Origin of the sequence: Ramlibacter sp. WS9, from assembly GCF_003797765.1 — a bacterium.
Lineage (GTDB): Bacteria > Pseudomonadota > Gammaproteobacteria > Burkholderiales > Burkholderiaceae_C > Ramlibacter.
The window spans coordinates 113,393-135,988 of sequence record NZ_RKMB01000016.1 but is presented as its reverse complement, the minus strand read 5'-3'; the positions used below and the strand labels follow the sequence as shown (position 1 = coordinate 135,988).

The 22,596-nt window shown below is 63.9% G+C and carries 22 protein-coding genes; 10 read left to right on the top strand and 12 right to left on the bottom strand.

The window, feature by feature from the left end; translation table 11 throughout:
- From EEB15_RS22015 to EEB15_RS21985, 7 genes are all read left to right on the top strand, one after another.
- Positions 1-812 (top strand): tripartite tricarboxylate transporter substrate binding protein (locus tag EEB15_RS22015; RefSeq protein WP_141512086.1); only part of this gene is annotated, 812 nt, incomplete at its 5' end.
- The gene (locus EEB15_RS22010) at positions 812-1,342 is read left to right on the top strand and encodes a gluconokinase (protein ID WP_141512085.1); all 531 of its coding nucleotides are present in this window, start codon (positions 812-814) and stop codon (positions 1,340-1,342) included. The genes EEB15_RS22015 and EEB15_RS22010, both read left to right, overlap by 1 nt.
- A 139-nt stretch (positions 1,343-1,481) precedes the next feature.
- Entirely contained in the window at positions 1,482-2,318 is an 837-nt protein-coding gene (locus EEB15_RS22005; RefSeq protein WP_141512084.1) for a helix-turn-helix transcriptional regulator, read from the top strand.
- Positions 2,319-2,407: 89 nt separating this feature from the next.
- Positions 2,408-3,268: a carboxymuconolactone decarboxylase family protein gene (locus EEB15_RS22000; RefSeq protein WP_141512083.1), complete on the top strand. Its 861-nt coding sequence runs from the start codon at positions 2,408-2,410 to the stop codon at positions 3,266-3,268.
- 14 nt (positions 3,269-3,282) lie between these two features.
- Positions 3,283-4,251: a TauD/TfdA family dioxygenase gene (locus tag EEB15_RS21995; RefSeq protein WP_141512082.1), complete on the top strand. Its 969-nt coding sequence runs from the start codon at positions 3,283-3,285 to the stop codon at positions 4,249-4,251.
- Positions 4,248-5,474, top strand: a complete 1,227-nt coding sequence (locus tag EEB15_RS21990) for a cytochrome P450 (protein WP_141512081.1) — start codon at positions 4,248-4,250, stop codon at positions 5,472-5,474. Before EEB15_RS21995 ends, EEB15_RS21990 begins: the two co-directional genes overlap by 4 nt.
- 38 nt (positions 5,475-5,512) lie before the next feature.
- Entirely contained in the window at positions 5,513-6,436 is a 924-nt protein-coding gene (locus EEB15_RS21985) for a hypothetical protein (protein ID WP_141512080.1), read from the top strand.
- 49 nt (positions 6,437-6,485) lie between these two features.
- On the opposite strand, the gene EEB15_RS21980 is transcribed toward EEB15_RS21985, so the two are convergent.
- The 8 genes from EEB15_RS21980 to EEB15_RS21945 all read right to left on the bottom strand — a co-directional run bounded on the left by EEB15_RS21980 (position 6,486) and on the right by EEB15_RS21945 (position 13,530).
- Positions 6,486-6,668, bottom strand: a complete 183-nt coding sequence (locus EEB15_RS21980) for a hypothetical protein (RefSeq protein WP_141512079.1) — start codon at positions 6,666-6,668, stop codon at positions 6,486-6,488.
- A 19-nt stretch (positions 6,669-6,687) separates the two neighbouring features.
- Positions 6,688-8,433 carry an SDR family NAD(P)-dependent oxidoreductase gene (locus EEB15_RS33765; RefSeq protein ID WP_158290193.1) on the bottom strand — a complete coding sequence of 582 codons (1,746 nt, stop codon included), beginning with the start codon at positions 8,431-8,433 and terminating at the stop codon, positions 6,688-6,690.
- 16 nt (positions 8,434-8,449) lie between these two features.
- Positions 8,450-9,220, bottom strand: coding sequence for an ABC transporter permease (locus EEB15_RS21970; RefSeq protein WP_141512078.1), 771 nt, complete (start codon positions 9,218-9,220; stop codon positions 8,450-8,452).
- Positions 9,217-9,987 (bottom strand): ABC transporter permease, encoded by a 771-nt coding sequence (locus EEB15_RS21965; RefSeq protein WP_141512077.1) that lies wholly within the window; start codon positions 9,985-9,987, stop codon positions 9,217-9,219. The genes EEB15_RS21970 and EEB15_RS21965 overlap by 4 nt, the downstream gene beginning before the upstream one ends.
- A gap of 13 nt (positions 9,988-10,000) precedes the next feature.
- A complete protein-coding gene (locus EEB15_RS21960; protein ID WP_141512076.1) occupies positions 10,001-10,774 on the bottom strand; it encodes an ABC transporter ATP-binding protein in 774 nt (257 codons plus the stop codon).
- On the bottom strand, positions 10,771-11,703 hold the full coding sequence (locus EEB15_RS21955) for an ABC transporter substrate-binding protein (RefSeq protein ID WP_141512075.1): 933 nt from the start codon (positions 11,701-11,703) through the stop codon (positions 10,771-10,773). Before EEB15_RS21955 ends, EEB15_RS21960 begins: the two co-directional genes overlap by 4 nt.
- A gap of 102 nt (positions 11,704-11,805) precedes the next feature.
- Positions 11,806-12,495, bottom strand: a complete 690-nt coding sequence (locus EEB15_RS21950) for a nuclear transport factor 2 family protein (protein WP_141512074.1) — start codon at positions 12,493-12,495, stop codon at positions 11,806-11,808.
- 18 nt (positions 12,496-12,513) lie between these two features.
- A complete protein-coding gene (locus EEB15_RS21945; protein ID WP_158290192.1) occupies positions 12,514-13,530 on the bottom strand; it encodes a tripartite tricarboxylate transporter substrate binding protein in 1,017 nt (338 codons plus the stop codon).
- Between the two features lie 120 nt (positions 13,531-13,650).
- Between EEB15_RS21945 and EEB15_RS21940 the strand changes: the two genes are divergently transcribed.
- The gene (locus EEB15_RS21940; RefSeq protein WP_141512072.1) at positions 13,651-14,592 is read left to right on the top strand and encodes a LysR family transcriptional regulator; all 942 of its coding nucleotides are present in this window, start codon (positions 13,651-13,653) and stop codon (positions 14,590-14,592) included.
- 246 nt (positions 14,593-14,838) lie between these two features.
- Complete coding sequence (locus EEB15_RS21935) at positions 14,839-15,669, top strand: helix-turn-helix transcriptional regulator (RefSeq protein ID WP_158290191.1); 831 nt, start codon at positions 14,839-14,841, stop codon at positions 15,667-15,669.
- Positions 15,670-15,958: 289 nt separating this feature from the next.
- Here EEB15_RS21935 and EEB15_RS21930 read toward each other — a convergent pair whose 3' ends face one another.
- From EEB15_RS21930 to EEB15_RS21920, 3 genes are all read right to left on the bottom strand, one after another.
- Complete coding sequence (locus EEB15_RS21930; RefSeq protein WP_141512070.1) at positions 15,959-16,819, bottom strand: transporter; 861 nt, start codon at positions 16,817-16,819, stop codon at positions 15,959-15,961.
- A 118-nt stretch (positions 16,820-16,937) separates the two neighbouring features.
- On the bottom strand, positions 16,938-19,040 hold the full coding sequence (locus EEB15_RS21925; protein WP_141512069.1) for a PQQ-dependent dehydrogenase, methanol/ethanol family: 2,103 nt from the start codon (positions 19,038-19,040) through the stop codon (positions 16,938-16,940).
- A 41-nt stretch (positions 19,041-19,081) separates the two neighbouring features.
- Positions 19,082-20,521, bottom strand: a complete 1,440-nt coding sequence (locus tag EEB15_RS21920) for an aldehyde dehydrogenase family protein (RefSeq protein WP_233259575.1) — start codon at positions 20,519-20,521, stop codon at positions 19,082-19,084.
- 311 nt (positions 20,522-20,832) lie between these two features.
- Here EEB15_RS21920 and EEB15_RS21915 point away from each other — a divergent pair, with 311 nt between their 5' ends.
- Entirely contained in the window at positions 20,833-21,117 is a 285-nt protein-coding gene (locus EEB15_RS21915) for a LysR substrate-binding domain-containing protein (protein WP_141512068.1), read from the top strand.
- 12 nt (positions 21,118-21,129) lie between these two features.
- Here EEB15_RS21915 and EEB15_RS21910 read toward each other — a convergent pair whose 3' ends face one another.
- Positions 21,130-22,584: an NAD-dependent succinate-semialdehyde dehydrogenase gene (locus tag EEB15_RS21910; protein WP_141512067.1), complete on the bottom strand. Its 1,455-nt coding sequence runs from the start codon at positions 22,582-22,584 to the stop codon at positions 21,130-21,132.
- Positions 22,585-22,596: the final 12 nt, after the last annotated feature.

Sequence of the window (22,596 nt, the reverse complement as noted above, 5' to 3'; positions counted from 1 at the left end):
AACTGGGCCAACCCGTGGTCATCGACAACAAGGCCGGCGTCAACGGCAACATCGGCGCGCAGGAAGTCATGAAGGCACCGGCCGATGGCTACAAGCTGTACGTGGGCAACGGCTCCATGACCATCGCCGCCCATGTCTACACCCAGATCGGCATCGTCGACATGCGGCAGATGGTGCCCATCGGCAACATGCTTCAGTCCGCGCTGGTGCTGGCGGTGCCGGCCAGTTCGCCGATCAAGACCTACGCCGAGTTCGTCGAGCACGTCAAGGCCAAGGCAAAAACCGGCAAGAGCATCGACTACGGCACGGGTGGTGTGGGCGCACTGCCGCACGTCACCACCGAACTTCTGCGCGAGCGCCTGGGTAAGCCGCCGATGAACCACATCCCCTACAAGGGCAGCAGCCCCGCCATCACTGACCTGATCGGCGGCCGGCTCGACGCCATGTTCGACGCCACGTCGGTGGTCGCGCCTTTCATCAAGGGGGGCCAGCTGCGGGCCTTGCTCGTCACCAGCGACAAGCGCATTCCCGCCTTCCCGGACGTACCCACCGCCGCGGAGGTGGGCCTGAAGGACTTCAACATCGTTTCCTTCATCGGCCTGTACGGCCCGCCCAACCTGCCGGCCGACGTGGTGAAGAAGGCCAATGCCGCGCTGAACGCGGCACTGAAAGACCCGACGGTGACCAAGAACATTCTCGACCGCGGCGACGAACCCGGCGGCGGCACCCCCGAGCACCTGGGCAATCTGACGCGCACCCACTACAAGACCTGGGGCGAAGTGGTCAAGGCCAACAACATCAAAGCAGACTGATGTCGAGCCGAGCGGTGACCTGGATCGTGGTCATGGGGGTGTCGGGCTGCGGCAAGTCGCGTGTGGGAGCGCTCATCGCGCAGAAGCTGCGCCTGCCGCTGATCGAAGGCGACGAGTTCCACCCGGAAGGCAACCGTGCACGCATGAAGAGCGGCATCGCGCTCACCGACGCCGACCGCGCCGGGTGGCTCACGGGGTTGGGCGCGCAGTTGCAGTCACGGCCAGGCGGCGCGGTGCTCACCTGCTCGGCGCTCAAGGCCTCCTACCGCGACCGCCTGCGCGCCGCGGCACCCGGCTTGCGATTTGCCTGGCTCGCCCTCGATGCGGCGTCTGCCCAGGCGCGGGTCGGGCAGCGCGCCGAACACTTCTTCCCCGCCGGCCTGGTCGCCACGCAGTTCGAGGCGCTGGAGCCGCCGCAGAGCGAACCCGGGGTGCTGCGCCTGGACGCCCTGCTGGCACCAGAGCTGCTCGCCGACAGCGTCGTCCACTGGCTGGCAGGCGCCGGGGTCGACGAGATCACTAGGCAATGACACACAGCGCGACCCGCTGACCCCGCAAATGAGTCTTGCGCTCGAGCAGGTCAGCCGAGACAGCGGCGCTGGCAAGTGCCAGGCACCCAGCAGAGCGCGAAGCGCCCGCCGCTGCGAACAATGACAATATCCGGTCGATATGACCGACGACGACAACATTCGCAAGCAACTCGGGGCATTCCTGCGAGTGCGACGCCAAAACCTCAAACCCCAAGATGTCGGGCTTCACGTGGGATTGCGGCGCCGCACCCCCGGTTTGAGGCGCGAAGAACTCGCCCTCATTGCCGGGGTTAGCCACACTTGGTACATGCATCTGGAGCAGGGGCGCGACATACACCCGTCGACCCACGTCTTGCGCGCGATCGGCCGGGCGTTGAAATTGACCGAAGAGGAGCAGGCATTCATCGAGTCCCTGGCTGGCTTGCCCGCGAGAAAACTTACTTCCCCCCAAAGCGAGATCGACGAAAAGCTGTGGAATGTCGTGGCCAAGATGATGCCATGGCCCGCTATCCTCGCCGACTATCACCTGGATGTCATAGCCCAGAACGCCGCCGCAGATCGGCTTCTGCCACTGGGTGATGCGCCGCGCTGCGGTGGGCATATCAGCATGCTTTACAACGCGCTGGTCGATCCCCGACCGCCGCGATTCCTCGTGGACTGGGAAAGTGCAGTGCGAAGGCTCCTCGGTCAATTTCGCGCCGAGGCAAGCCGCCACCCGAATGACCCCCGGTTTGCCGAGATCACCGACCGGCTGATGGCCGAGAGTGCGGATTTCCGCCGCTTGTGGTCGGAGTTCCCGGTCCGCGCGGCCCATCCCGCGGAAGGCACCCTTCTCAGGATGGGTGGCCGCATTGTCCACGTCGACATGCAGGAGCTGTCGATGAGCGGCGCCGCGAACCGCCGGATTCACGTCATGTTCCCCTGGAGCGCGGAGGATGCATCGGCCCTGGAGGCCATCGCTCTCGAGGATGCCTAGCACTGCGGAAGCTAGCTTGAGCCGACCACTTGTTGCCTTGCTCGCCGGGGACCATAGTTCGGCAACCGCAAGTTAGCAAGGAGCACACCATGAGCGACGCGACCCCGACAGGCTATGCACGACGTGAACGAAAAGGAAGCGAAAAGAGGCAAGTAGGCATCAAGAATGCGCTGAGAATGCTTCCCCAATATCCCATCCGGGATGGCACGATTCCAGCAGGTATCTTCTGCCCGGACTCCCTGCTCATGAGCATGGAGGATTCCTATTGCGATGCCTGGGATCGAACGGACGTGATCGATGCACGGACGCGCAGCCTGTTCACCATCAGCATGATGATCTGTGTCGGCAATGTCGGCAACCAGTTTGAACTGGAGTGGCATGCGCCCGGCGCCATCCGCAACGGGGCCACGGTCAATGAAATCGAAGCCATCATCACCTACGCGCGGAAATTCGTCGCCGGTCCGGCCCAGGGCTGGGCACAAGGGACGATCAAAAAAGCGTTGACCGATCATGGACTCCTGACCCCTGGACCGCCACCTGATCTCGAGCGCCGAGAAAAGTCCGGCAGCGAAAAAAGAAAGATCGCCCGCGATGTCCTCAGAAGGCTGGACCCGACCTCTGAGCTCCTCAAGGTCCCGGATGAGATCGATCAGAACAAGTTCGGCTCCGAACTGGATTTGATGATTCTTGAAAATCTCTACTTCGACTCCTGGGCTCGAACAGATGATGCGCTCGACTGGCGCATGCGCAGCATCGTGACCTTGGGCATGCTGTTCGCGATTCCACGTCTTGAGCTGGCTCGCCAACACGTCCCGATCGCACTCAAGAATGGGGTGACGGTCAAGGAACTGGAGGAGCTTATATTGCATGCGGCGACCTATCTTGGATTCCCGATCGGGTTGGCGATTCGCTCTGCCGTGACCGAGGCGCTCCAGCAGATGCCCAAGTGAAGGAGGAGCAATCCATGTCCATGAAACCCCAGATGAAAACGAATATTGGCCGTATCAATTTCATACAGCCCCTCGACCCGATGCTTTCTCCTGAGCGCTTCGACCCGGTCAAGGTCGTTCCTCTCATGCCGAATTTCGGTGCCCGAATCGAAGGGCTCGATTTGCGCGAAGCGATTTCCGAGGCAGTGAAAGCCAAGTTGCGGGAAGCCTTCCTGCGCTTTGGCGTACTGTTTTTTTCGGATCAGGAACGCTTGTCGGAAGACAAACAAATCGAAGTGACACGCATCTTCGGCGCGCCCGATGAAGGCAGTCCATTCATCCCGAAACGTGCCAAGAATGTCGACGTGCTCATTACCGACGCAAGCAATCCTCCCTATGCCAATCTCTGGCACAGCGACAACAGCGGGCTGCCGCACGCATCGTTCGGCACACTGATCCAGATCCAGGAGTGCCCGCCCGTTGGCGGCAACACCGCCTGGTGCAGTACGCAAAAGGCTTACGAGTGCCTTTCGGACCACATGAAACGTTGCCTTGAGGGTTTGGTGGCCATCCATTACTGGGACAAACGCGGCCAGGAGTCGATGACCAGCACCGTCAGCTATGACGATGACGACAGCTACTACGGCAGGTACTTCGAATACTTGAAAAAGTTCCCACCGCAGAAGCATCCCGTCGTGAGAACGCATCCGATCACGGGAAGAAAGTCGATCTTCGTGAACGAAGTCTTCACGACATTCATCGAGGGCCTGCACACGTATGAAAGCCAGGGAATTCTCGCTTTTCTCTACAACTGGCTGCATATCCCGGAGTTTCAACTTTTTCACCACTGGCAAAGAAACGATGTGGCCGTGTGGGACAACATTTCCATGGTGCATTACGCCCTGGGTGACTACCAGGAGCATCGCGTCAATCAGCGAGTCGAGTTTGCCATCGACCCAGAATTGAGCTACGCGGCGGAGGCTGCCTTTTCCAACGAGGCATGAGCCTGGTGACCACCGCTGCCCAACCATCAGTTCCTGCTCACGTGCCGCCCGAGCGCGTGCGCGATGTAGACCTGTACAACCTGCCCGGCGCGCAGGAAGACGTGCACCTGGCCTGGAAGCGCATTCAGGACGAGGCGCCCGACCTCTACTTCACGCCGCGCAACGGCGGCTACTGGGTGCTTAACCGCGCCGCGCTGATGAACCAGGTCTGGCCCGACCACGAACGCTTCTCGTCGGCCAAGGCGATCGGCATCCCGAACATCCCGCAGATGCCGGCACAGATCCCGATCGAGGTCGACCCGCCCCAGCACCGCTACTTTCGCCATCCAATCAACGTGGCCGTGTCGCCCAGGGCGATCCAGTCGTTCACCGTCGAGGCGCGCGCGCTGGCGATCGAGCTGATCGAGGGCTTCAAAGCCCGGGGCGAATGTGAGTTCGTGGCCGAGTTCGCGCAGTTCCTGCCGATCACGATCTTCCTGCGCCTGGTGGATCTGCCAGTGAGCGACCGACCGTGGCTGCTGGAGCGGGCCGAGCTCATGGTGCGCTCGGCTGACATGGTGGCGCGCATGCAGGCCTACCAGGAAATCGTCGGCTACCTTGATGGCTGGGTGCGCAAGCGCCGCGACCAGCCCGGCACCGATCTCATCAGCCAGATTCTGCAGATACGGGTGGGCGACCGGCCCATCACCCACGAGGAAGCCGTCAGCGAAAGTGCGCTGGTACTGTTCGGTGGGCTCGACACGGTGGCCAGCACCATGGGTTTCTTCGCCCGCTTCCTGGCCACCCACCCCGCCCACCGGCAGCAGCTGATCGACGATCCGGCGCTGATCCCGCAGGCGATCGAGGAACTGCTGCGCCGCCACTCGATCCCGTCGCTCGGACGCCAGCTCACCGAAGACATGGTGCTCGACGGCGTGCAGCTGAAAGCGGGAGATCGCGTGATGATCACGGTGTGCATGCACGGCCTGGACGAACGCGCCTGGCCCGATCCGCTGACCGTTGACTTCAAACGCAACGTCCAGGACCACCTGGCCTTCGGGAAGGGCGTACACAAGTGCCCCGGTGCCAACCTGGCCCGGGCCGAGCTGCGGGTCTTTCTCGAAGAATGGCTCAAGCGCATTCCTGACTTCCGGATCAAGCCCGGCGAGGCCGCCGTCAGCGCCACCGGGCCGGTCGCCGGCATGATGCACCTGCCCCTGGTCTGGCCCGTGCAATCAGCCTGACCTTAGCGCGCACAACCGCCACCTGTACGAGACATTCCATGACCGCTCCCAAGAGTGCCGGCCAGATCAAGCCCCTGTGGTCCACCGGCGGCTTTCACAATCCTGAGTGCGGAATCGTCGATCACCGTGTCGGGCAGATTTATCTGAGCTGCATGGCAAGCGATTCAAGTGTCGCCGCCGCCGGACGGGGCTACATATCCCGCCTCTCGCTGTCGGGCGAGGTGCTGGAGAAGCAGTGGATCGGCGGTCTTAAAGTGCCCTGCGGAATCACAGTCCGTGAGAGCCGATTGTTCGTTGTCGATTGCGACCGTCTGCTTGTCTTCGATACCAGGAGCGCACGCCAGGTTGCCGAATATCCGGCCCCCGGAGCAGTGTTCCTGGATGGCATGGCCGTAGACGAGACTGGCGACAATGTGTTCGTGTCCGACATTGCGGGTAACGCGATCTGGAAGCTTGAAGGAAACGAATGGGGTTGTTGGCTCTCTTCTCCTTTACTTGATTTTCCGGACGGCATGATTGCGGAACCGCACCGGCTCGTTGTCGGGACCCATGGCATATGGAAGGGAGTCCGTCAATTCAGGCCCGGCGCGACGCCAGACCACAAAGGCCACCTCATCGCCATTGACTATGAATCAAAGGAAATCACCGATATCGGCGCTGGTTCGCCGATCGCTCATCATGACGGACTGACGACTGACGGCGCCGATGGCTACATTACAAGCGACTTCGTCTATAACTGCCTCATCCACGTGACGAATAGCGGCGCCGTGACACCTCTCTTGAGGTTCGACGCGATGGACGACAATCTCGCTCCTGCAGTGCGCACAGAGTATTGCGAGCTTGCCGCCGAGCATGGTCGATCAGGCGGGCCCGCCGACATTCGGTACGACGCAAAGACCGGGCTACTTCTCGTTCCGTTTGTCGATGCCGGCAAGCTTTCAGCTTTCTCGTACGTCCGATAGCCACCTGCGCGCCTTCGGCGGCAAAAGCTGAGCCTCCGGCGTGAGCCGTTCAACCCGACTTGGCGGCGGCGATATTTCCCCGGCTGCGGAGGGTGCCGCAGGAGATCGCCGCCTGGCACAGCAGGGAAAACCTGCCGACCTTCATCGCGCGGCGATCCGGCCGAAGAACTCGTCGTCCAGCGCAAGCAGCAACGATGAAGCTCATGAGAAGTGTCAATGGCAGACGGTACATAGGTCACTCTCCTGGGTTGTCAGACAGGCAGCACATCGCCCGGATAGACAGTGCTTGCCAGCGGCTCGATGAAGGCACCCGCGGGAATGTTGCGGATCTCCGTGGACGCACCGACGATGCCCCAGGCCTTGCCGGTGGTCCGCATCGCTTTCATGTCGTACACGAACACCGCCGCGATGTCGATCAGCAGCTCACGCCACGCCACCACGTACAGATCGTCCGCCAGCTTGAAGTAGCTCGCCTCGTCGCAGCCGGCATCGCCGCGGCGCATGCCCTTCAGGGATTGGTAGGCGTACCAGTTCGAGTTCAGGTAGACATGCTCGTACACCGTATCGTCGCTGTAGCGGTAGAGCGCTCGCCGGCCGATCAGATCCATCGTCGGCGCAGACGTCGGCGCCTCGGCCGCCGCGCCACCCAGCATGGCAGCGGTGAACCGCTGCCGAAACCTCGTGGCGCCCGGCCGTTCCCGTTCGCCCATCCGCGAGGCCACCACCAACGCCTGCCCGCTGCGCGTGTCGGCGCACACGGCCACCGTTTCTTGCGGCGGCTCCAGCATCAGGTCGACGAAGAAGACCCCGGGCGCCGCTTCGACCACATCGGCGGTTGCCGTGCCCTGAGCGGGCAAAGTCAGCCCAGGCAGGCCCTGCCAGCGGCAGCCGTTGCCTTGCGCATCGAACTGCAATTGCGCGCTCGCTCCATCTTGCAACACCAGTTTCCACACCTTGCCGGCCAGCGCGCGCGTGCTCGGCAAGCGATTGACCGAGAGCCCGCTGGCGACCGCCGCCGCGCTGGGCGCCCCGGTGCTTGGCGGGGCGGCGAAGGTCTCACCAACCAGGCGCTCCGACAGGGCCCACACCGCGTCGGCATGTTCGCTGTCCAGCACCCACGGAATTACGCCGTTGGGCATAACCGGATCGGGATTCACTTCCGAGAAGCCACAGTCTTCGAGAAAGCGCCCGCCTTCGGTGGCGAGCGCTGGATGCGTCATCGCCCAGACCATCGTCGCGGCGCCCTGGGCAAGGGTCTTGCGGGGCAGATCGCGCACGCCGGGCTGGCGCGAGCGCAGCACCTTGAAGTGCTCCTCGTTCAGGTGGTGGTGCAGGTTGGTCCCCAGGATCACGCCCGGCGCCACGGTGTAGGCGTGCACGCCAAACGCGCCGAAGCGCCGATCGAATCCGAGCGCGAACAATGCATTGGCGGACTTCGACTGGCCATACGCGTCCCAACGGTCGTAGGCTTTGCGTTCGAAATTGGGGTCGTCCAGGTCCACGTCGTGCAGGCGGTGCGCACCAGAGCTCATCATCACCACGCGCGCCGGTGCGCCGGCCAGCAGCAGTGGGGCCAGGCGATTCACCAGAACGAAATGTGCGAGGTGGTTGGTGCCGAGCTGCAGTTCGAAGCCGTCACTGGTGTGGCCGAAGTCGGTGGCCATGATGCCGGCGTTGGCGATCAGCCCGTCGAGCTTGGTATGCCCGGCCTTCACCGCATCGGTGAAGCCGCGCACGCTGGCCAGCGAGCCGAGGTCGAGCTCGTGAAGCTCGATTTGCGCTGCCGGGTGCCGCGCCTGGATCGCGTCGACCGCGGCCCGCCCGCGCTCGACCGAGCGCACGCCCATCACGATGCGCGCCCCGCAAGCGGCCAGCGCGCGCGCCGCCTCTTGCCCCAGTCCCGAGTTGGCGCCGGTGATGAGGATGGTCTTGCCCTGCAGATCAACGCCTGCGGTGACGTCGTCGGTTGTGGACTGGTTGTTGAACGTTGTGGTCATGATTGGGTTCCAGAGATCAGGGCCGCTGCCAGCGCAACAGCTTTCGCTCGGCCAGGCCGAGCAGGGCGTTGTTGGCATAGCCGATCACGCCGAGCACGATGACGCCGGCGTACAGGTCGGTGCTGCGGTAGCTGCGCGCGGCCAGCATGATGGTGCTGCCCAGGCCGTTCTGCGCGGTGAGCAACTCGCCGACCACGGTGACGATCAGCGAGGCGGTGAGCGACAGGCGCATGCCGCTCAGGATGTCGGGCAGCGCGTTCGGAAAACCGAACTTGACGACGAAGCTCGTGCGCGAGAAACCGAGCGCCTGCGCCACCTCGCGCAGCCGCAGATCGACCGACGAGAAGCCGTGCACCGTCGCCAGCAGCACCGGCCACACGGCACCGAAGGCCACCGTCGCCAGCAGCATGCCGGGCGTCAGCCCGAAGATCGCGATGCCCACCGGCAGCAGTGCCGAGGCCGGCAAGGGACGCAGCAACTCCAGCGTCGGCAGCAGCCATTTGCGGGCGCTCGCCGAAGAGCCCACCAACGCGCCCAGCCCGATGCCGAACAGCGAGGCCAGCAGCCAGCCGAGCAGCATGCGGCGCAGCGTCTCCAGCGCCTGCCCGGCCAGCTCGCCGCCGAACAGGTTCTGCCACAGCGCCTGCAGCGTGGCCAGCGGGCCAGGCAGGAAGACGCGCGAAACCAGCCCCAGCTGGGTAACCATTCCCCACAGCGCGAAGATGGCCAAGGTCACGCCCACCGATCCGGCACGCCAGGCCCAGCGGTAGTCGATGCGCCCATTCATTGCGCCACCGCCTGCGACCCGGCGAACAGCCGGCGTTGAAGTCGCTGCAGCCCGCTGTTCATCGCCCAGCCGAGCACGGCCAGCCAGAGCACGAAGGCGTACATGGTCGCCGCCTGCAGTTCCTGTTGCGAGCGCATCATCGCGTAGCCCAGGCCTTGCGGGTTGGCCGCGATTTCGGTCGTCACCGCGACGATCAGCGCAATGCCCAGGCTCAGGCGCAGCGCCACCACGATGCGCGGCAGCGCGGCCGGCAGGACGATCTTCCACACCGTGGCCGGGCCCGACAGGCCAAGGATGCGGGCGACCTCGATCAACTGCCGGTCGACGACGCGCACGGCGGCGTGCGTGAACAACAGCATCGGCCAGAAGCAGGTGAACGCCACCAGCGACAGCTCCATGCGGTAGCCGAAACCGAAGACCAGCATGGCGATCGGAATCAGTGCCACCGGCGGAATCGGTCGGAACAACTCCACCGACACTTCGGCCAGGCGCGCCGCAGTGGATGACAGGCCGAGCCAGAACCCGAGCAACATGCCAATGCCGCCGCCGATCAGTACCCCGCCAACCGCGCTGGTCAGGGTCTGCAGCGTGGCGCGCAGCAAACTGCCGTCGGCCACGGCCGCGCCCCCGGCGAGCAGGATCCGGCTCGGCAGCGCAAGGCTGTCGGACTGGATGCCGGTGACGCGCATGGCCAGCTCGGCCGCCAACAGCAGGCCCGGCGGCACCAGCCAACCCTGCCAGTTCGAGGCGCAGGCGACCGTCGTCATGAGACAACCTTCATCAATGCTGCTCCTGCATGAACTGATACAGCCGGTGGCGCAGCGCCAGAAAGTCCGGGTGCTCGCGCGTGCGCAACTGGTCGCGCGGACGGGGCAGCGTCACATCGATCAGGTCGGCCAGCCGGCCCGGGTTGGCGCGCAGCGCGACCACACGGTCGCCCAGGTAGATGGCTTCCTCCAGGTCGTGGGTCACGAACAGCACCGTCGTGCCGGCCTCTTCGGCCAGGCGCACCACTTCGTCTTGCAGGCTCTGGCGCGTCATCGCGTCGAGCGCGCCGAAAGGCTCGTCCATCAACAGCACGCGCGGACGCTGCGCCAGGCAGCGGGCAATCTGAAGCCGCTGCTGCATGCCCCCCGACAGCTGCGCCGGAAACTTGTGTGCGTGCTCGCGCAAGCCCACCTTGGCCAGCAGCGTGTCGATGATGCCCGCGCGGGCCGATTTATCAGTCCCCGCCGCTTCAAGCGCCAAGCTCACGTTGGCGGCCACGTCGCGCCAAGGCAGCAGCGCGCGGCCGTAGTCCTGGAACACCACCGCCAGTTCCTGCGACGGCCCTTGCACCGGCCGGCCGCCGTAGCGCACCGTGCCACCGTTGGCCTTCAGCAGACCGGCCACCAGGCGCAGCAGCGTGGTCTTGCCGCAGCCGGAAGGCCCGACGACGCAGACGAACTGGCCGGCAGGCACTTCGAACGACAGGTCTTCGACGATGCGGCGGCCGCCCAGGTCCAGGCTGACCGCGTCGAAGACGATGCTCGCATCGGTTCCAGCGGCCTTCATGGAGCGATGAGCCGCGCCACGTCGCCCGGGTTCTTCAACATGCCCTGGCGCCGCATCATGTCGTCCCACAGCGCGATCTGCTGTGGCGTGACGATGGCGTTCATCTTGTTCCAGCGCACCTTGGCCAGCGCATCGGGCGGCAGCTTCACGTGCTTGCCGTAATCGGCGCGCGCGGCATCGGGGTTGGCGTCGGCGAAGCGGATGCCCTCGGCCAGCGCCTCGCGAAACGCCTTCACCGCACTGGCGTTGGCCACCGTCCAGTCTCGCCGGGCGGCATAGATGAAGGGCGGCAGGCCGTCGGGAAGGTCGGCGGCAATCGCGACGAACTTCGTGCCCACGCCGGCTTCGATGGTGCGGCTCTTGAACGGCTCGGTGGTCAGCACTGCGTCGACGGTGCCGGCCTTCATCACGTCGGACAATTGCGGGAACGGCACCTCGACGAAGGTGACCTTTTTGTGGTCGACCTTGTTGATCGTGAGCCATTCGCGCGCCAGCACATGAAAGAAACTCTCCAGTCCTGGCGTACCGATTTTCTTGCCGACAAAGTCTTGCGGCTTGTCGATCACCACGCCGTTCTTGACGAGAAGGCCGAAGTTGACATCGGTCTTGGAGGCGATGGCGCCGCCTGCGACGAGCACGAAGTCAAGCCCGCTGTCGCTGGTCTGCAGCAGTGTGGGGGTGCCGACAGCACCGATCTGCAGCGAACCTGACTGCAGTCCCGGCACGGTGGCGCCGGGCGGCATGATCTGCAGATCGACGTCGAGCCCGCGCTTCTTGAAGAATCCCTGTTCGCGCGCCACCATCGCGGCGATGAACTCGCCTGCCGGTGCCACGCCGAGCAGGATCTTCGTTTGCGCCTGCGCGCCGGTGATGCCCAACAAACCCCACAGGGCGATTGCGGCCCAGACTCTGTAATTGTGTTTCATCATGGTCTCCTGAATTGGTCATTTTGATTCTTGCGCTGCCGGCGATGTCCAGATTGACCGGCAGCGCATTGCGCGTAGAACTGAGGCGCACACATGGGCGATCGGTCAGACGCGCTCTGGATCAGGTCGCGTGTGATCGCGGCTTCCCGAGACCGGATTGCCGTAGTGAAACGGCGGTATGAATGCAGCCGGATAGGGCTCGTAGTCCACGCTGGGTGGCAGGTCGGGTGGCAGCTGCGCCCGGACACCGCCCGGGGGCGACTTCGCCTTGGCCCACCCTTCTTCGAAAGGCGTGTGGTAAGTGCGGTAGAAGTGCAGATGACTGATGCGCCAGAGGCCGTCTTCCTTGCGGTAGCGGATCTCGTAAGGGCCTTCGCCCCAGGTCGCCTTGACGCCGAACTCCGCGATCTGCATGAAGCAACGCCAGCGGCCGCTCGCATGCAAGCCGTCGTCGTCCACGTGCACGATGCCCTGCACGATCATGTGGTTGTACAGGCGCCCATAGACGAGGCCGTTCTCGTCGCTCAGTGCCGGCCCCTTGCCCAGCAAGTCCTTGAACAGCACCTCGGCCTGCCTTTTGCCGAGGTAGACACCCAGGTGCGAGATTTCCACGGAGCAGTCCTCGGTAAACAAGGGCAATATCTCGGCCCAGAGCGCCTTGTCGAGGTAATAGCCGTACATGCGTGTCAGCTTGTTGATGGCCTCCAGGTCCTCGGCGGTCTGTACCTTGGCTTCGAGCATTTCCACGCGTTTGCGCAACGCCTCCATGAGGTCGTTGTTGGCGTGTTCCGTCATTTCAGCGTTCCCTTCGCTTCAGTCCAGCTTCACGCCGGTTTGCTTGATGATCCGGCCCCAGGTCTCGTGGTCGCTGCGCACGATGGCGAGGAATTCACTGGGCGTGGTTCCCGTCAGGTCCAGTCCCAGCGGCTCGAACTGCGCGTGGATTTCCGGCCTGCGAATCGCAGCGACGAGCGCCTTGTTCAAGCGATCCAATGTCGCCGGCGGCAGGTTCGCCGGACCAAAAAATCCCATCCACCCGGTGACCTCCAGCGCTGAGTACCCGAGCTCGCGCACGGTCTTCACGTCAGGGAGTTCCTTCAATCTGGAGGGGCCCACCACGGCCAGCGCCTTTTCGCGGCCGCTGCGGATGTGCGGCAGCGACGTGGTCGGCGAATCGAAGAGCACCTTGATGAATCCGCCGAGCAAGTCGCGCGTGGCGTCGGCCGACCCCTTGTAAGGCACGTGACTCAGCTTGGCCCCGTATTGCAGATTCAGCATCTCGATATAGAGATGGCCGTTGGTGCCGGGCCCGGGCGAACCGGCGGGAATCGGGCCGCTGACTTTGCTCAGCTCGATCAACTCTTTCAGGTCGTTGGCGGCGACCGAGGGATGCGCCACCAGGATCGAGCCGTTGCGGTAGACCTGGGTGATCGGCGTGAACTCCCTGAACGGGTCGTAAGGGGGCTTGCCGAACATGTGCGGCACTTGCGTGTGCGTGGTGTTGATGGTCAGCAGCAGCGTGTGGCCGTCGGGAGGCGCGCTCGCCACCGCCAAGGCCGCAGGCACGCTCGCGCCGCCCGGTTTGCTCTCGACGATGACCGGCGTTCCGTCGAGTTGCGCAGTGAGGTGTACGGCCAGTGCGCGGGCCAGGATGTCGGCCGGCCCGCCGGGCGGCGCGGGGATGACGATGCGGATCGGCTTGCCCGCGATCGGAAAGGACGGCGCTTGTGCCCATGAGCTGCTGAAGCCGGCAGCGGCGGCGACGCTCGCGCCATAGGCGATGAATCGGCGGCGGTTCGCGGCCTGCGGCGTTGCTTGTTCGATTGGCATGCCTTGTCTCCTATTTTTTTCGCCCACGGCGACTGATCCCGAGGCATCGTAGGCGTTGGCACACACCGCGCATAGCGCCGAATCGGCCCGGGGCATCAACCAGCAGTTAACATCCGCGCCATGGCCACTGTCCCACGCTCGATCGGTCGGCGGCTGCGGTTTTCGCAGCTGGAATTCGTCCATGAAGTGGCCGATTGCGGCAATCTCGGCGAGGCGGCGCTGCGCCTGCACATCAGCCGCGCGGCGGTCAGCAAGTCGATCAAGGAACTGGAACGCTCCCTCGGCCAGGTTCTGTTCGAGCGCTCCTCCAAAGGCATGGTGCCCACGGCCATGGGCTTGCGTGTTGCCAAACACGCGCGGCTGCTTGTCAATGAACTGCGGCATCTGACGGATGAGGTGGCGGCCAATGCGGAAGCCGCTCCGGGGCCGTTGCGCATTGGCATGGCGGCCTTCGTCGCCGAGCATGTGGCGCCGCCCATTCTCCGGCGGCTCGCGGACCGCATGGCGCCCGTGCCTGCGTCGATCCAGTTGCACGAGGGGCGCCTGGTTGCGTTGATCGAGCAGTTGCTGCGCGGCGAGATCGACGCGGCCATGGCGCTGTATGCGCCACGCGCCGTGGATGCGCTGGACCTGAGCATGCTCAGTATCCGCACCTGTGCCGTGGTTCCGATGATCGTGGTGGCCGCGCCCGCGCTCGGCATTGCGGCGCGCCGGCACCGCTGGCCTGATTTGCTTACGCACCCCTGGATTCTTCCGCCGGCCAGTACCCACCAGCGCAGGTCGGTCGATGAGATGTTCACCGCGCGCGGCGACCGTGCACCCCGCACGGTGATCGAGTCCGCCTCACTTGTCGCCAATGTGCGCCTGGCAAGCGCAGGGCTGGGATTGGCCGTCGTTCCGCTTCAGGCCGCGCAATCCGAGATCGCCGCGGGCCGTCTACAGGTCATCGATGTGCGGCCGGCACTCCCGCAGACCACCGTCGTCCTGATGTACCGCAAAGTCACTGCCATCTACATGGACACAATTCAGATGTTGGACGACGCGGCTGCCGCGGAGGGATGAGCGTCGGGGGAAACTTGGCCTTGGTGGTCCGAACGGATCAGGTTGGCTATGTGCGCTGGGTAACCCCGTCCTCATTTATTAGGACATTTTTTCACAGCGCCTTTTCGACAATCCGCCACATGCTTGCCGTGCGCAAAGATGGCCGAACGACCCGGCGATCGGCGTCCGTGGCCCCGCAACAGCCTGACGGCACGACGCCCCATTGATGTCATCGGGAACGGGGTGGTGCTTGTTGAGAGGTGGACCTTGCAAACCGAGATACTTTTTCAAGCCCAGCGCCAACTTCGCCGTCGCTTGCTGGACGACCGCCATACCCGGGTGACGGGGGGTGCCGGCGATCTGGCGGCCCATCTGCTGCTATATCTTGACGACACGCGGCTGTGCTGGGATCTTGCTGTCACCTGGTTGCGAGACGTTCTCGATGCAGACCGCGTGGACGGCGGCTTTTCAACGCCGGGTAACGCGGTGTTCGTTTCGTCGAGTGAGTCACTGAGGACGTCGCGCAGGGTTCCGTCCTCCCTTGGGCATGAGGTGGATGCACTTGACCCTAGCGTCTGCTGCGTGTGGTCTTCGCCTACCGTAGTGCCTTACGCGGACATAGAGCAGGACAAGCGCATCCCCTCCGTCATGCGCGCAAAACTGCTGACGGCTGGAACGCGATCGAAGTTGGCCGTGGCCTTGCGCGACGGCATGCAGCCGGTCGGATTGCTGTGCGTGGACTGGATGGAATGCGGCAAGACGGCCAATGCGTCACGTTGCGAATACCTCGGCGAGATCGCCCGCTTGGTGCTTGGACCGGTGTTGGCTGCAGCCCAGCGGGCCGCGCAACCCCTTCCGTTGGGAGAGAGTCATACACACATCGTCGCCTCCCCGGATGCGATCCTCGAGCTGCTCACCCCATGCGAACTCAAGGTTGCACGCCTGGCGGTTGCCGGGTTGGCCTACAAGGAAATCGCGCGACAGCTGAATCGCTCCTTTTATACGGTCGATCACCAATTGCGCAGCATCAGGGACAAACTGGGCGTGAGTTCAACGCCCAAGGCGATTCATGTTCTGGCGGAGAAGTTGTTGCATTAGGGATTGGAGCCCCCACGCTTGCGCACTGCGTGTCGCTCTCTGCCTCCGAGGGAGCAGACCTTGCTTGACGGCCCGGCGCGGCGGCCGAACTCAGCCGCTTTGGAAGGGATGGACTTGCACTGAATCGATCGCCGCCGGCGCATCAAACTGCGCACTTCAATGCGGCTGGCGCTGACGACGACATCTTGCAGCGTATTGCGTCGCGCTTCCTGTGCATAGCCGCACTCCAGCAATGCCGCGCTGGCACAGGCTGCGCCTGCAAGCCGAAGGGCTCTTGGGCTTGCCATCCTCAAAACGCGTACAGCGCTCGCAGGCCCAAGGCTTTTACTTTGGGACCGTTCTCGACTTTGACATCTTGCGCGTAGTGGAGCTGAACCTGGACCTGCTTCGTCAGGAACGACGCCCAGGTCAACTGCAGATTGGTGTCGTTCTTGCGTCCCGCGAGAGTCGTGCCATTCAATTTTTCTTCGCCGCCCATCGACTGGCGCAGTGAGGCGGCGATATGCGACGACTCGCTCAGGTGATAGCGCAAGTGGGCATGGCCGCGCACGAGCGGATCCCGTTTGGCCCCGGTGCTGCGCTCGCGCTGGTAAAACTCGGCCTGCCCGATCAGGTCGACCGTCCATTTAGCGGACAGGCTGCGGATGTAACCGACCTGCAGATCAACCGCCCAGCGATTGTCGCTAAGGGCAAACCCCATCGACTTGTCTTTGCCTGTCGGCGCAGTGATGAATGCGGTGTAGCCCAGATGCTCGCCATTGGCAAGATCGGCGATCGTCCAGAGGGTTCCGCCGAAAATGATGTCGCCGATGCCGGAGGTCTTCGTGCCGGTCAGGCCCACGGTCTGGCGCCCGAACGGAATCACGATCTGCGGGTCGATGCGATACCCGCCCCAGTTCATGAAGTGCACGTGGCGGAAGATTCCGATATCGAGGTCCAAGCCCAGGTTCCGCGGCAGCGGCACCTTGCTTCCGCTCGCATAGACCTGGTCAGCGCGCGCGTTCACTGCGTACACGAGGCTGATGTCGGTTCCCGCGGGCAGTGCGGTGTAGTCTCCCGGATCGGGATTGGTTGCAGCGTGGGCTGTGCCGCCTGCAGCCAAAGTAGCAGCCAGGATGGCGTTTGTGAATGTCTTGTGTGCTTGTCTCATTTTTTTCCTTGTGTGAGCGTGATGACGCCGCCTTGCCTGCCAAGGGCGGCTTGGGGATGAGCGATGCCGCTGGGCATCCGAAGCCGGATGCCCAGTCGCAATTGCTTCGACTGTCGGGTTAGGGCGCCGGCTGTTTCAGTTCGGCATCAAGGTCGTGCGACCGCTTGATAACGTACTGCCGGATCAATTCCATATCCTCCGGTTTGAGGATCGAACTGAAGGCCGGCATACCACGATTGATGCGGGCACCGCTGACGATGGCTGCGAACATGCCATGCGTCTTCGACGTCATGTAGCGCAGGTCGGGAAGGACGCCGCCACTGGCCGCATTCAGTCCGTGACAGGAAGCGCAAAAGCCGTTGAACATGGTGCGCGCTGTCTTGAGTTGCTCCGGCGCAGCGTTCAGCGGTTGCAGCGGGGGCAGCGAGGCGGCGATCAACTTCGGTGGCGGCAGCTTGCCGCTGGCTCCGAGCTTGAACGTCACCACCCGAGCGTCAGCCTGGACCTTGTACGAGAGCGCGCCGGTGAGCAGCGGAAATACGCCTCCCCAGCCGACCATGAAGGTCACGTACTGTTCGCCGTTGACTTCATAGGTGACCGGTGCTGCCATCGCACCCGAATTGACCTTTGCCTCCCACAGCTTCTTGCCGGTGTCGGCCGCATACGCGACGGCTCGTCCGTCGGCAGTGCCCTGGAACACCAGGTTGCCCGCCGTGGACAAGGTGCCGCCGTTCCATGCGCTTTCGTATTCTTGCGTCCAGGCGGCCTTTTGCGCGACCGGGTCCCATGCGATCAAGCGTCCCTTCCATGCGCTGCGGATCTGCTTGACGATCTTCGTGTCTTCCGGAAGGTCGGGCACTTCCACGCCGATGTTGACCACCGACTTGTGCGGGATGAACAGGGGCTCTTTCTGCGCTTCGAGTTGGGCCACGGACTCCTGCGCCGGCAGGTAGACATAGCCGGTCTTCGGATTGAAGGACATCGGCTGCCAGCTGTGAGCACCCAGGAAGCTCGGCAGGATGACCTTCGCTCCTTTCCCGTCCAGGTAATCGGCGTCCGGCGTGAGGACCGGCCGTCCGGTGGCCATGTCGACATGCGTCGCCCAATTGATGGGAACAAACTTCTCCGCCGACAGCAGCTCGCCGGTTGCGCGATCGATGACATAGAAGAAGCCGTTCTTGGGCGCCTGCATGATGACCTTGCGCTTTCGGCCCTTGATGTCGAGGTCGGCCAGGATCATGTGCTGCGTGGCCGTGTAATCCCAACGGTCGCCCGGCGTGGTCTGGTAGTGCCAGATGTATTCGCCGTTGTCGGGGTTGATCGCAACGATGGACGACAGGAAGAGGTTGTCGCCCTTGCCTTCGCTGCGAAAGTTGTAGTTCCAGGGCGAGCCGTTGCCGACGCCGATATACAGCTGATTCAGCTCGGGGTCGTACGCCATCGAGTCCCAGGCCGTGCCCCCGCCGCCCCACTTGACCCAGTTGTTGCCGTGCCAGGTTTTCAGGGCGATCTCCATCGCCTTGTTTTCCGCCGGATCCTTGGGATCGCCCGGAACGGTGAAGAAGCGCCATGCCTGCTTGCCGCTGTCGGCATCGTAGGCGGTGACATAGCCGCGCACGCCATACTCGGCGCCGCCGTTGCCGATCAGCACCTTGCCCTTGACGATGCGCGGCGCGCCCGAAATCGTGTAGCTCTTCTTGTGATCGAGGACCGTGTCGACTTCCCACGCTACCTTGCCGGTGCGGGCATCCAACGCGATCAGTCGCCCGTCGAAGGCGCCGAGATACACCTTGCCCTTCCAGACTGCCACGCCACGATTGATGATGTCGCAGCAGCCCTGGCCCATCGCTTCAATGGCGATCTTCGGGTCGTACTTCCACAGCAGCTTGCCAGTCCGTGCATCCAGCGCATACACAATGCTGGCGGCGCCCGTGGTGTACATCACGCCGTCAACCACGATTGCGGTCGCTTCGACACCGCGGTCGATGTCGAGCTTGTGGGTCCAGGCCAGTCCTAGCTTGTCGACGTTGCCTGCGTGTACCTTGCCGAGCGGCGAAAAGCGTTGCTCGTCATAAGTGCGGCCATGGCTCATCCAGTTGCCGGGCTCCTTGTCGGCATTGACGATGCGCTCGCCGTTGACGTCCGCGGGCGTTCTGGCATGTACCGTCGTGCATGCTATTGCCGCAAGCAGTACGGCAGCCACTGCATAGTTTCTCTTCATAGTTGTCTCCAGTTATTTTTTTGTTGACCAAGGGCAGCTTGTTACGGCAGCAACACGGTGATCACCTTTTCCTCGGTATACGCAAGCACACCGGAAAGTCCGCCTTCCCTTCCGATGCCGCTACTCTTCATGCCGCCCCATGGCAAGCGCGGATCGATCGGCCCCCAGCAGTTGATTCCAACGGCGCCGGCCTTGACGGCATGCGCCACCTTGTGGGCACGCGCCACATCGCTGGTCCAGACCGTCGCGCCAAGGCCGTATCTGGAGTCGTTGGCAATGGCGATCGCCTCTTCCTGCGTGTCGAACGGAATGATCGTTCCCACCGGGCCGAAAATCTCTTCACGCGCGATGGTCATCGCATTGCTGGCATTGCCGAATATCGTCGGCTGTACGAAATAGCCCCTTCCCGTGTACGGGACGCCGCCGGCAAGCACTTCGGCGCCTTCTTCAATGCCCTTTCTGATGTAGCGGTTGATGCGGTCGAACTGCGCTTTTTTGGCAACTGCGCCCATCTGCACACCTGGTTCGGTCGGGTTGCCAACCTTGACCGAGGCCGCCGCGCCTGCCAACGTCTTGCTGAAGCGGTCGGCGATCGAGCGCTGCACCAGAATGCGCGAACCGGCCGCGCACACCTGGCCCTGATTGAAGAAAAGCCCGGCCGCGCAACCCTGTATCGCGGCGTCGAAGGGGGCGTCCTCGAATACGATTTGGGGACTCTTGCCCCCCAGCTCCAGTGCGACGCGCTTGAACACGCCGCCTGCGGTTTGCTGGATTAGACGGCCCACCTCCGGGCTGCCGGTGAACGTAACCTTGTCGACGCCGGGATGCCTGCACAGCGCATCCCCGACGACTTCGCCGCGACCCGTCACCACGTTGACCACGCCGTCCGGGAAGCCGGCCTCCTGGCATAGCTTCGCCAAGTGCAAGGCCGAGCCAGGCGTTTCCTCTGCCGGCTTGATCACCACGGCGCAGCCGGCGGCAAGCAACGGGCCGACTTTCCAGCAGGTGATCATGAACGGTGTGTTCCATGGAACGATGGCAGCCACGACGCCGACAGGCTCGAGTCGGGTGTAAGACAAGGTCCTCATGCCCATGTAGCCTGGCGTCGGAATGGTGCGGCCTTCCAGCTTGTCGGCCCAGCCGGCCGCATTGCGCAAGGTGCCGATGCCGTTGGGCAATTCCAGCATGAGCGGTTCCGCAGGCAGGCGTCCGATAGCGGACGCATCAAGGTCGGCAATGATGTTCGCGTCGCGTTCGACCAGATCGGCCAGCTTGTTCAGCAGGGCCCCGCGCTCAACGCCCGACATCGTGGTCCACCCGCCCCCGTCCAACTGAGCGCGAGCCGCCTTGACCGCGCTATCGACATCGGCTTCGGTGCCCGCGGCCGATGTGCCAAATACCGATTCCGTGACCGGGCTGACCAGTTCGATAGCGGCCCCGTCGGATGCTGATACCGATCGGCCGTTGATGAAGTGTTGCATCGAAAGCACTTGTCTGTCTCCTTCTTCCAGTGGATGGGAACGGCAGGGCATGCCGGTCGAAGGAGTATTGGTGATTGCCGGCGAGCTGAACATCGCGAAAATTCGCTAAGTAAGCAGCGATGCCCGCAAAGCCAGTGGCTCTATGTCTTTGACCCGCTCTATTCAGCCCGCGGCGGCCAGCCGTTGCTTGAGCAGTGCGACCACCAAGTCGCGTCCCCATCGCATGGTGGCTGCGTCGAAGTGAACTGCGCCACCTCACGGATGAAGTGGCTGCCAATGCGGAAGCGGTCCCGGGTCCATCGCGCATTGACATGACGGCCTTCGTCGCCGAGCATGTCGCACCGGCCAATTACTCGGCGGCTGGTGGACCGCGCGGCACCCGTGCCTGCGTGCGCCTGGCAAGCGCCGGGCTGGGATTGGCCGTCGTTCCGCTTCAGGCCGCGCAATCCGAGATCGCCGCGGGCCGTCTACAGGTCATCGATGTGCGGCCGGCACTCCCGCAGACCACCGTCGTGCTGATGTACCGCAAGGTCTCTGCGATCTACATGGATGCGATCCAGATGCTTGACGATGCGGTGGCCGCGGAAGGCGCTTGAACGCGGACCTGTTCAGTCGAGTCCCCCCATGCACAGGTACTTGGTGTGCAGGTAATCCTCGATCCCGTACTTCGAGCCCTCGCGGCCCATGCCCGATTGCTTGACGCCGCCAAAGGGCGCCACCGCGGTGCTGATGACGCCGCTGTTGATGCCGACCATGCCGTAGGCCAGCCGCTCCGAGATGCGCCAGGCGCGGCGCAGGTCGCGCGAATAGAAGTAGGCGGCCAGGCCGAACTCGGTGTCGTTGGCCATCGCCACGGCTTCGTCATCGGTCTTGAAGCGAAATAGCGGCGCCACCGGGCCGAATACTTCTTCGCGCGCGATCTTCATGGCGGGCGTGGCGCCGGCCAGCAGCGTGGGCTCGTAGAAGGTGCCGCCCAACGCGTGGCGCTTGCCGCCGGCAACGACCCGTGCGCCCTGCGCCACCGCGTCGGCGACCAGCTCTTCCACCTTGGCCAATGCATTCGTGTCGATCAGCGGGCCCTGAAGCACGCCCGCATCCGCGCCATTGCCGACCTGCAACCCCGTCATCGCCGCCGCGAGCTTGTCGGCGAAGGCGTCGTGAACCGACTCATGCACCAGGATACGGTTGGTGCAGACGCAGGTCTGGCCGGTGTTGCGGAACTTGGAAGCGATCACGCCCTGCACGGCGGCGTCGAGGTCGGCGTCGTCGAACACGATGAAGGGGGCATTGCCGCCCAGCTCCATCGACAGCTTCTTCAAGGTCGGCGCGCATTGCGCCGCCAGCAAGCGCCCGACTTCGGTGGAACCCGTAAAGGTGAGCTTGGCAATTGCGGGGCTTGCCGTGAGCACGCCGCCAATCGCACGCGCGCCGCCGGTGAGCACGCCCAACACACCGGCCGGCACACCGGCGCGTTGCGCCAGCTCGGCCAATGCCAGTGCCGACAGCGGCGTTTGCGACGCGGGCTTGACGATCATCGTGCAGCCCGCCGCCAGTGCCGGCGCCACCTTGCGCGTGATCATCGCGGCCGGAAAGTTCCACGGCGTGATCGCGGCGCAGACCCCGACCGGCTCCCGGAGCACGACGATGCGCTTGTCGGCCCACGGCGAGGGAATCACATCGCCGTAGAGCCGCTTGCCTTCTTCGGCGAACCACTCGATGTAGGACGCCGCGTAGGCGATTTCGCCGCGCGCCTCGGCCAGCGGCTTGCCCTGCTCGCTGGTCATCAGCAAGGCCAGGTCGTCCTGGTGCTGCATGAGCAGGTCGAACCAGCGGCGCAGGATGCGCGAGCGGTCTTCGGCGGTGCGCGCTCGCCAGGGTTCGAGAGCGCGTTGCGCGGCGTCGATCGCACGCTGGGTCTCCGCACCGGCCATGTCGGGCACCTGGGCCAGCAACACACCGGTAGCCGGGTTGTGCACTGCCAGTGCGGCACCGCTGTCGGCAGCGGCCCAGGCGCCGTCGATCAAGCACTGGGTCTTGAGCAGGCTGGGATCTTGGAGGTTCATCTGTTTTTCGGA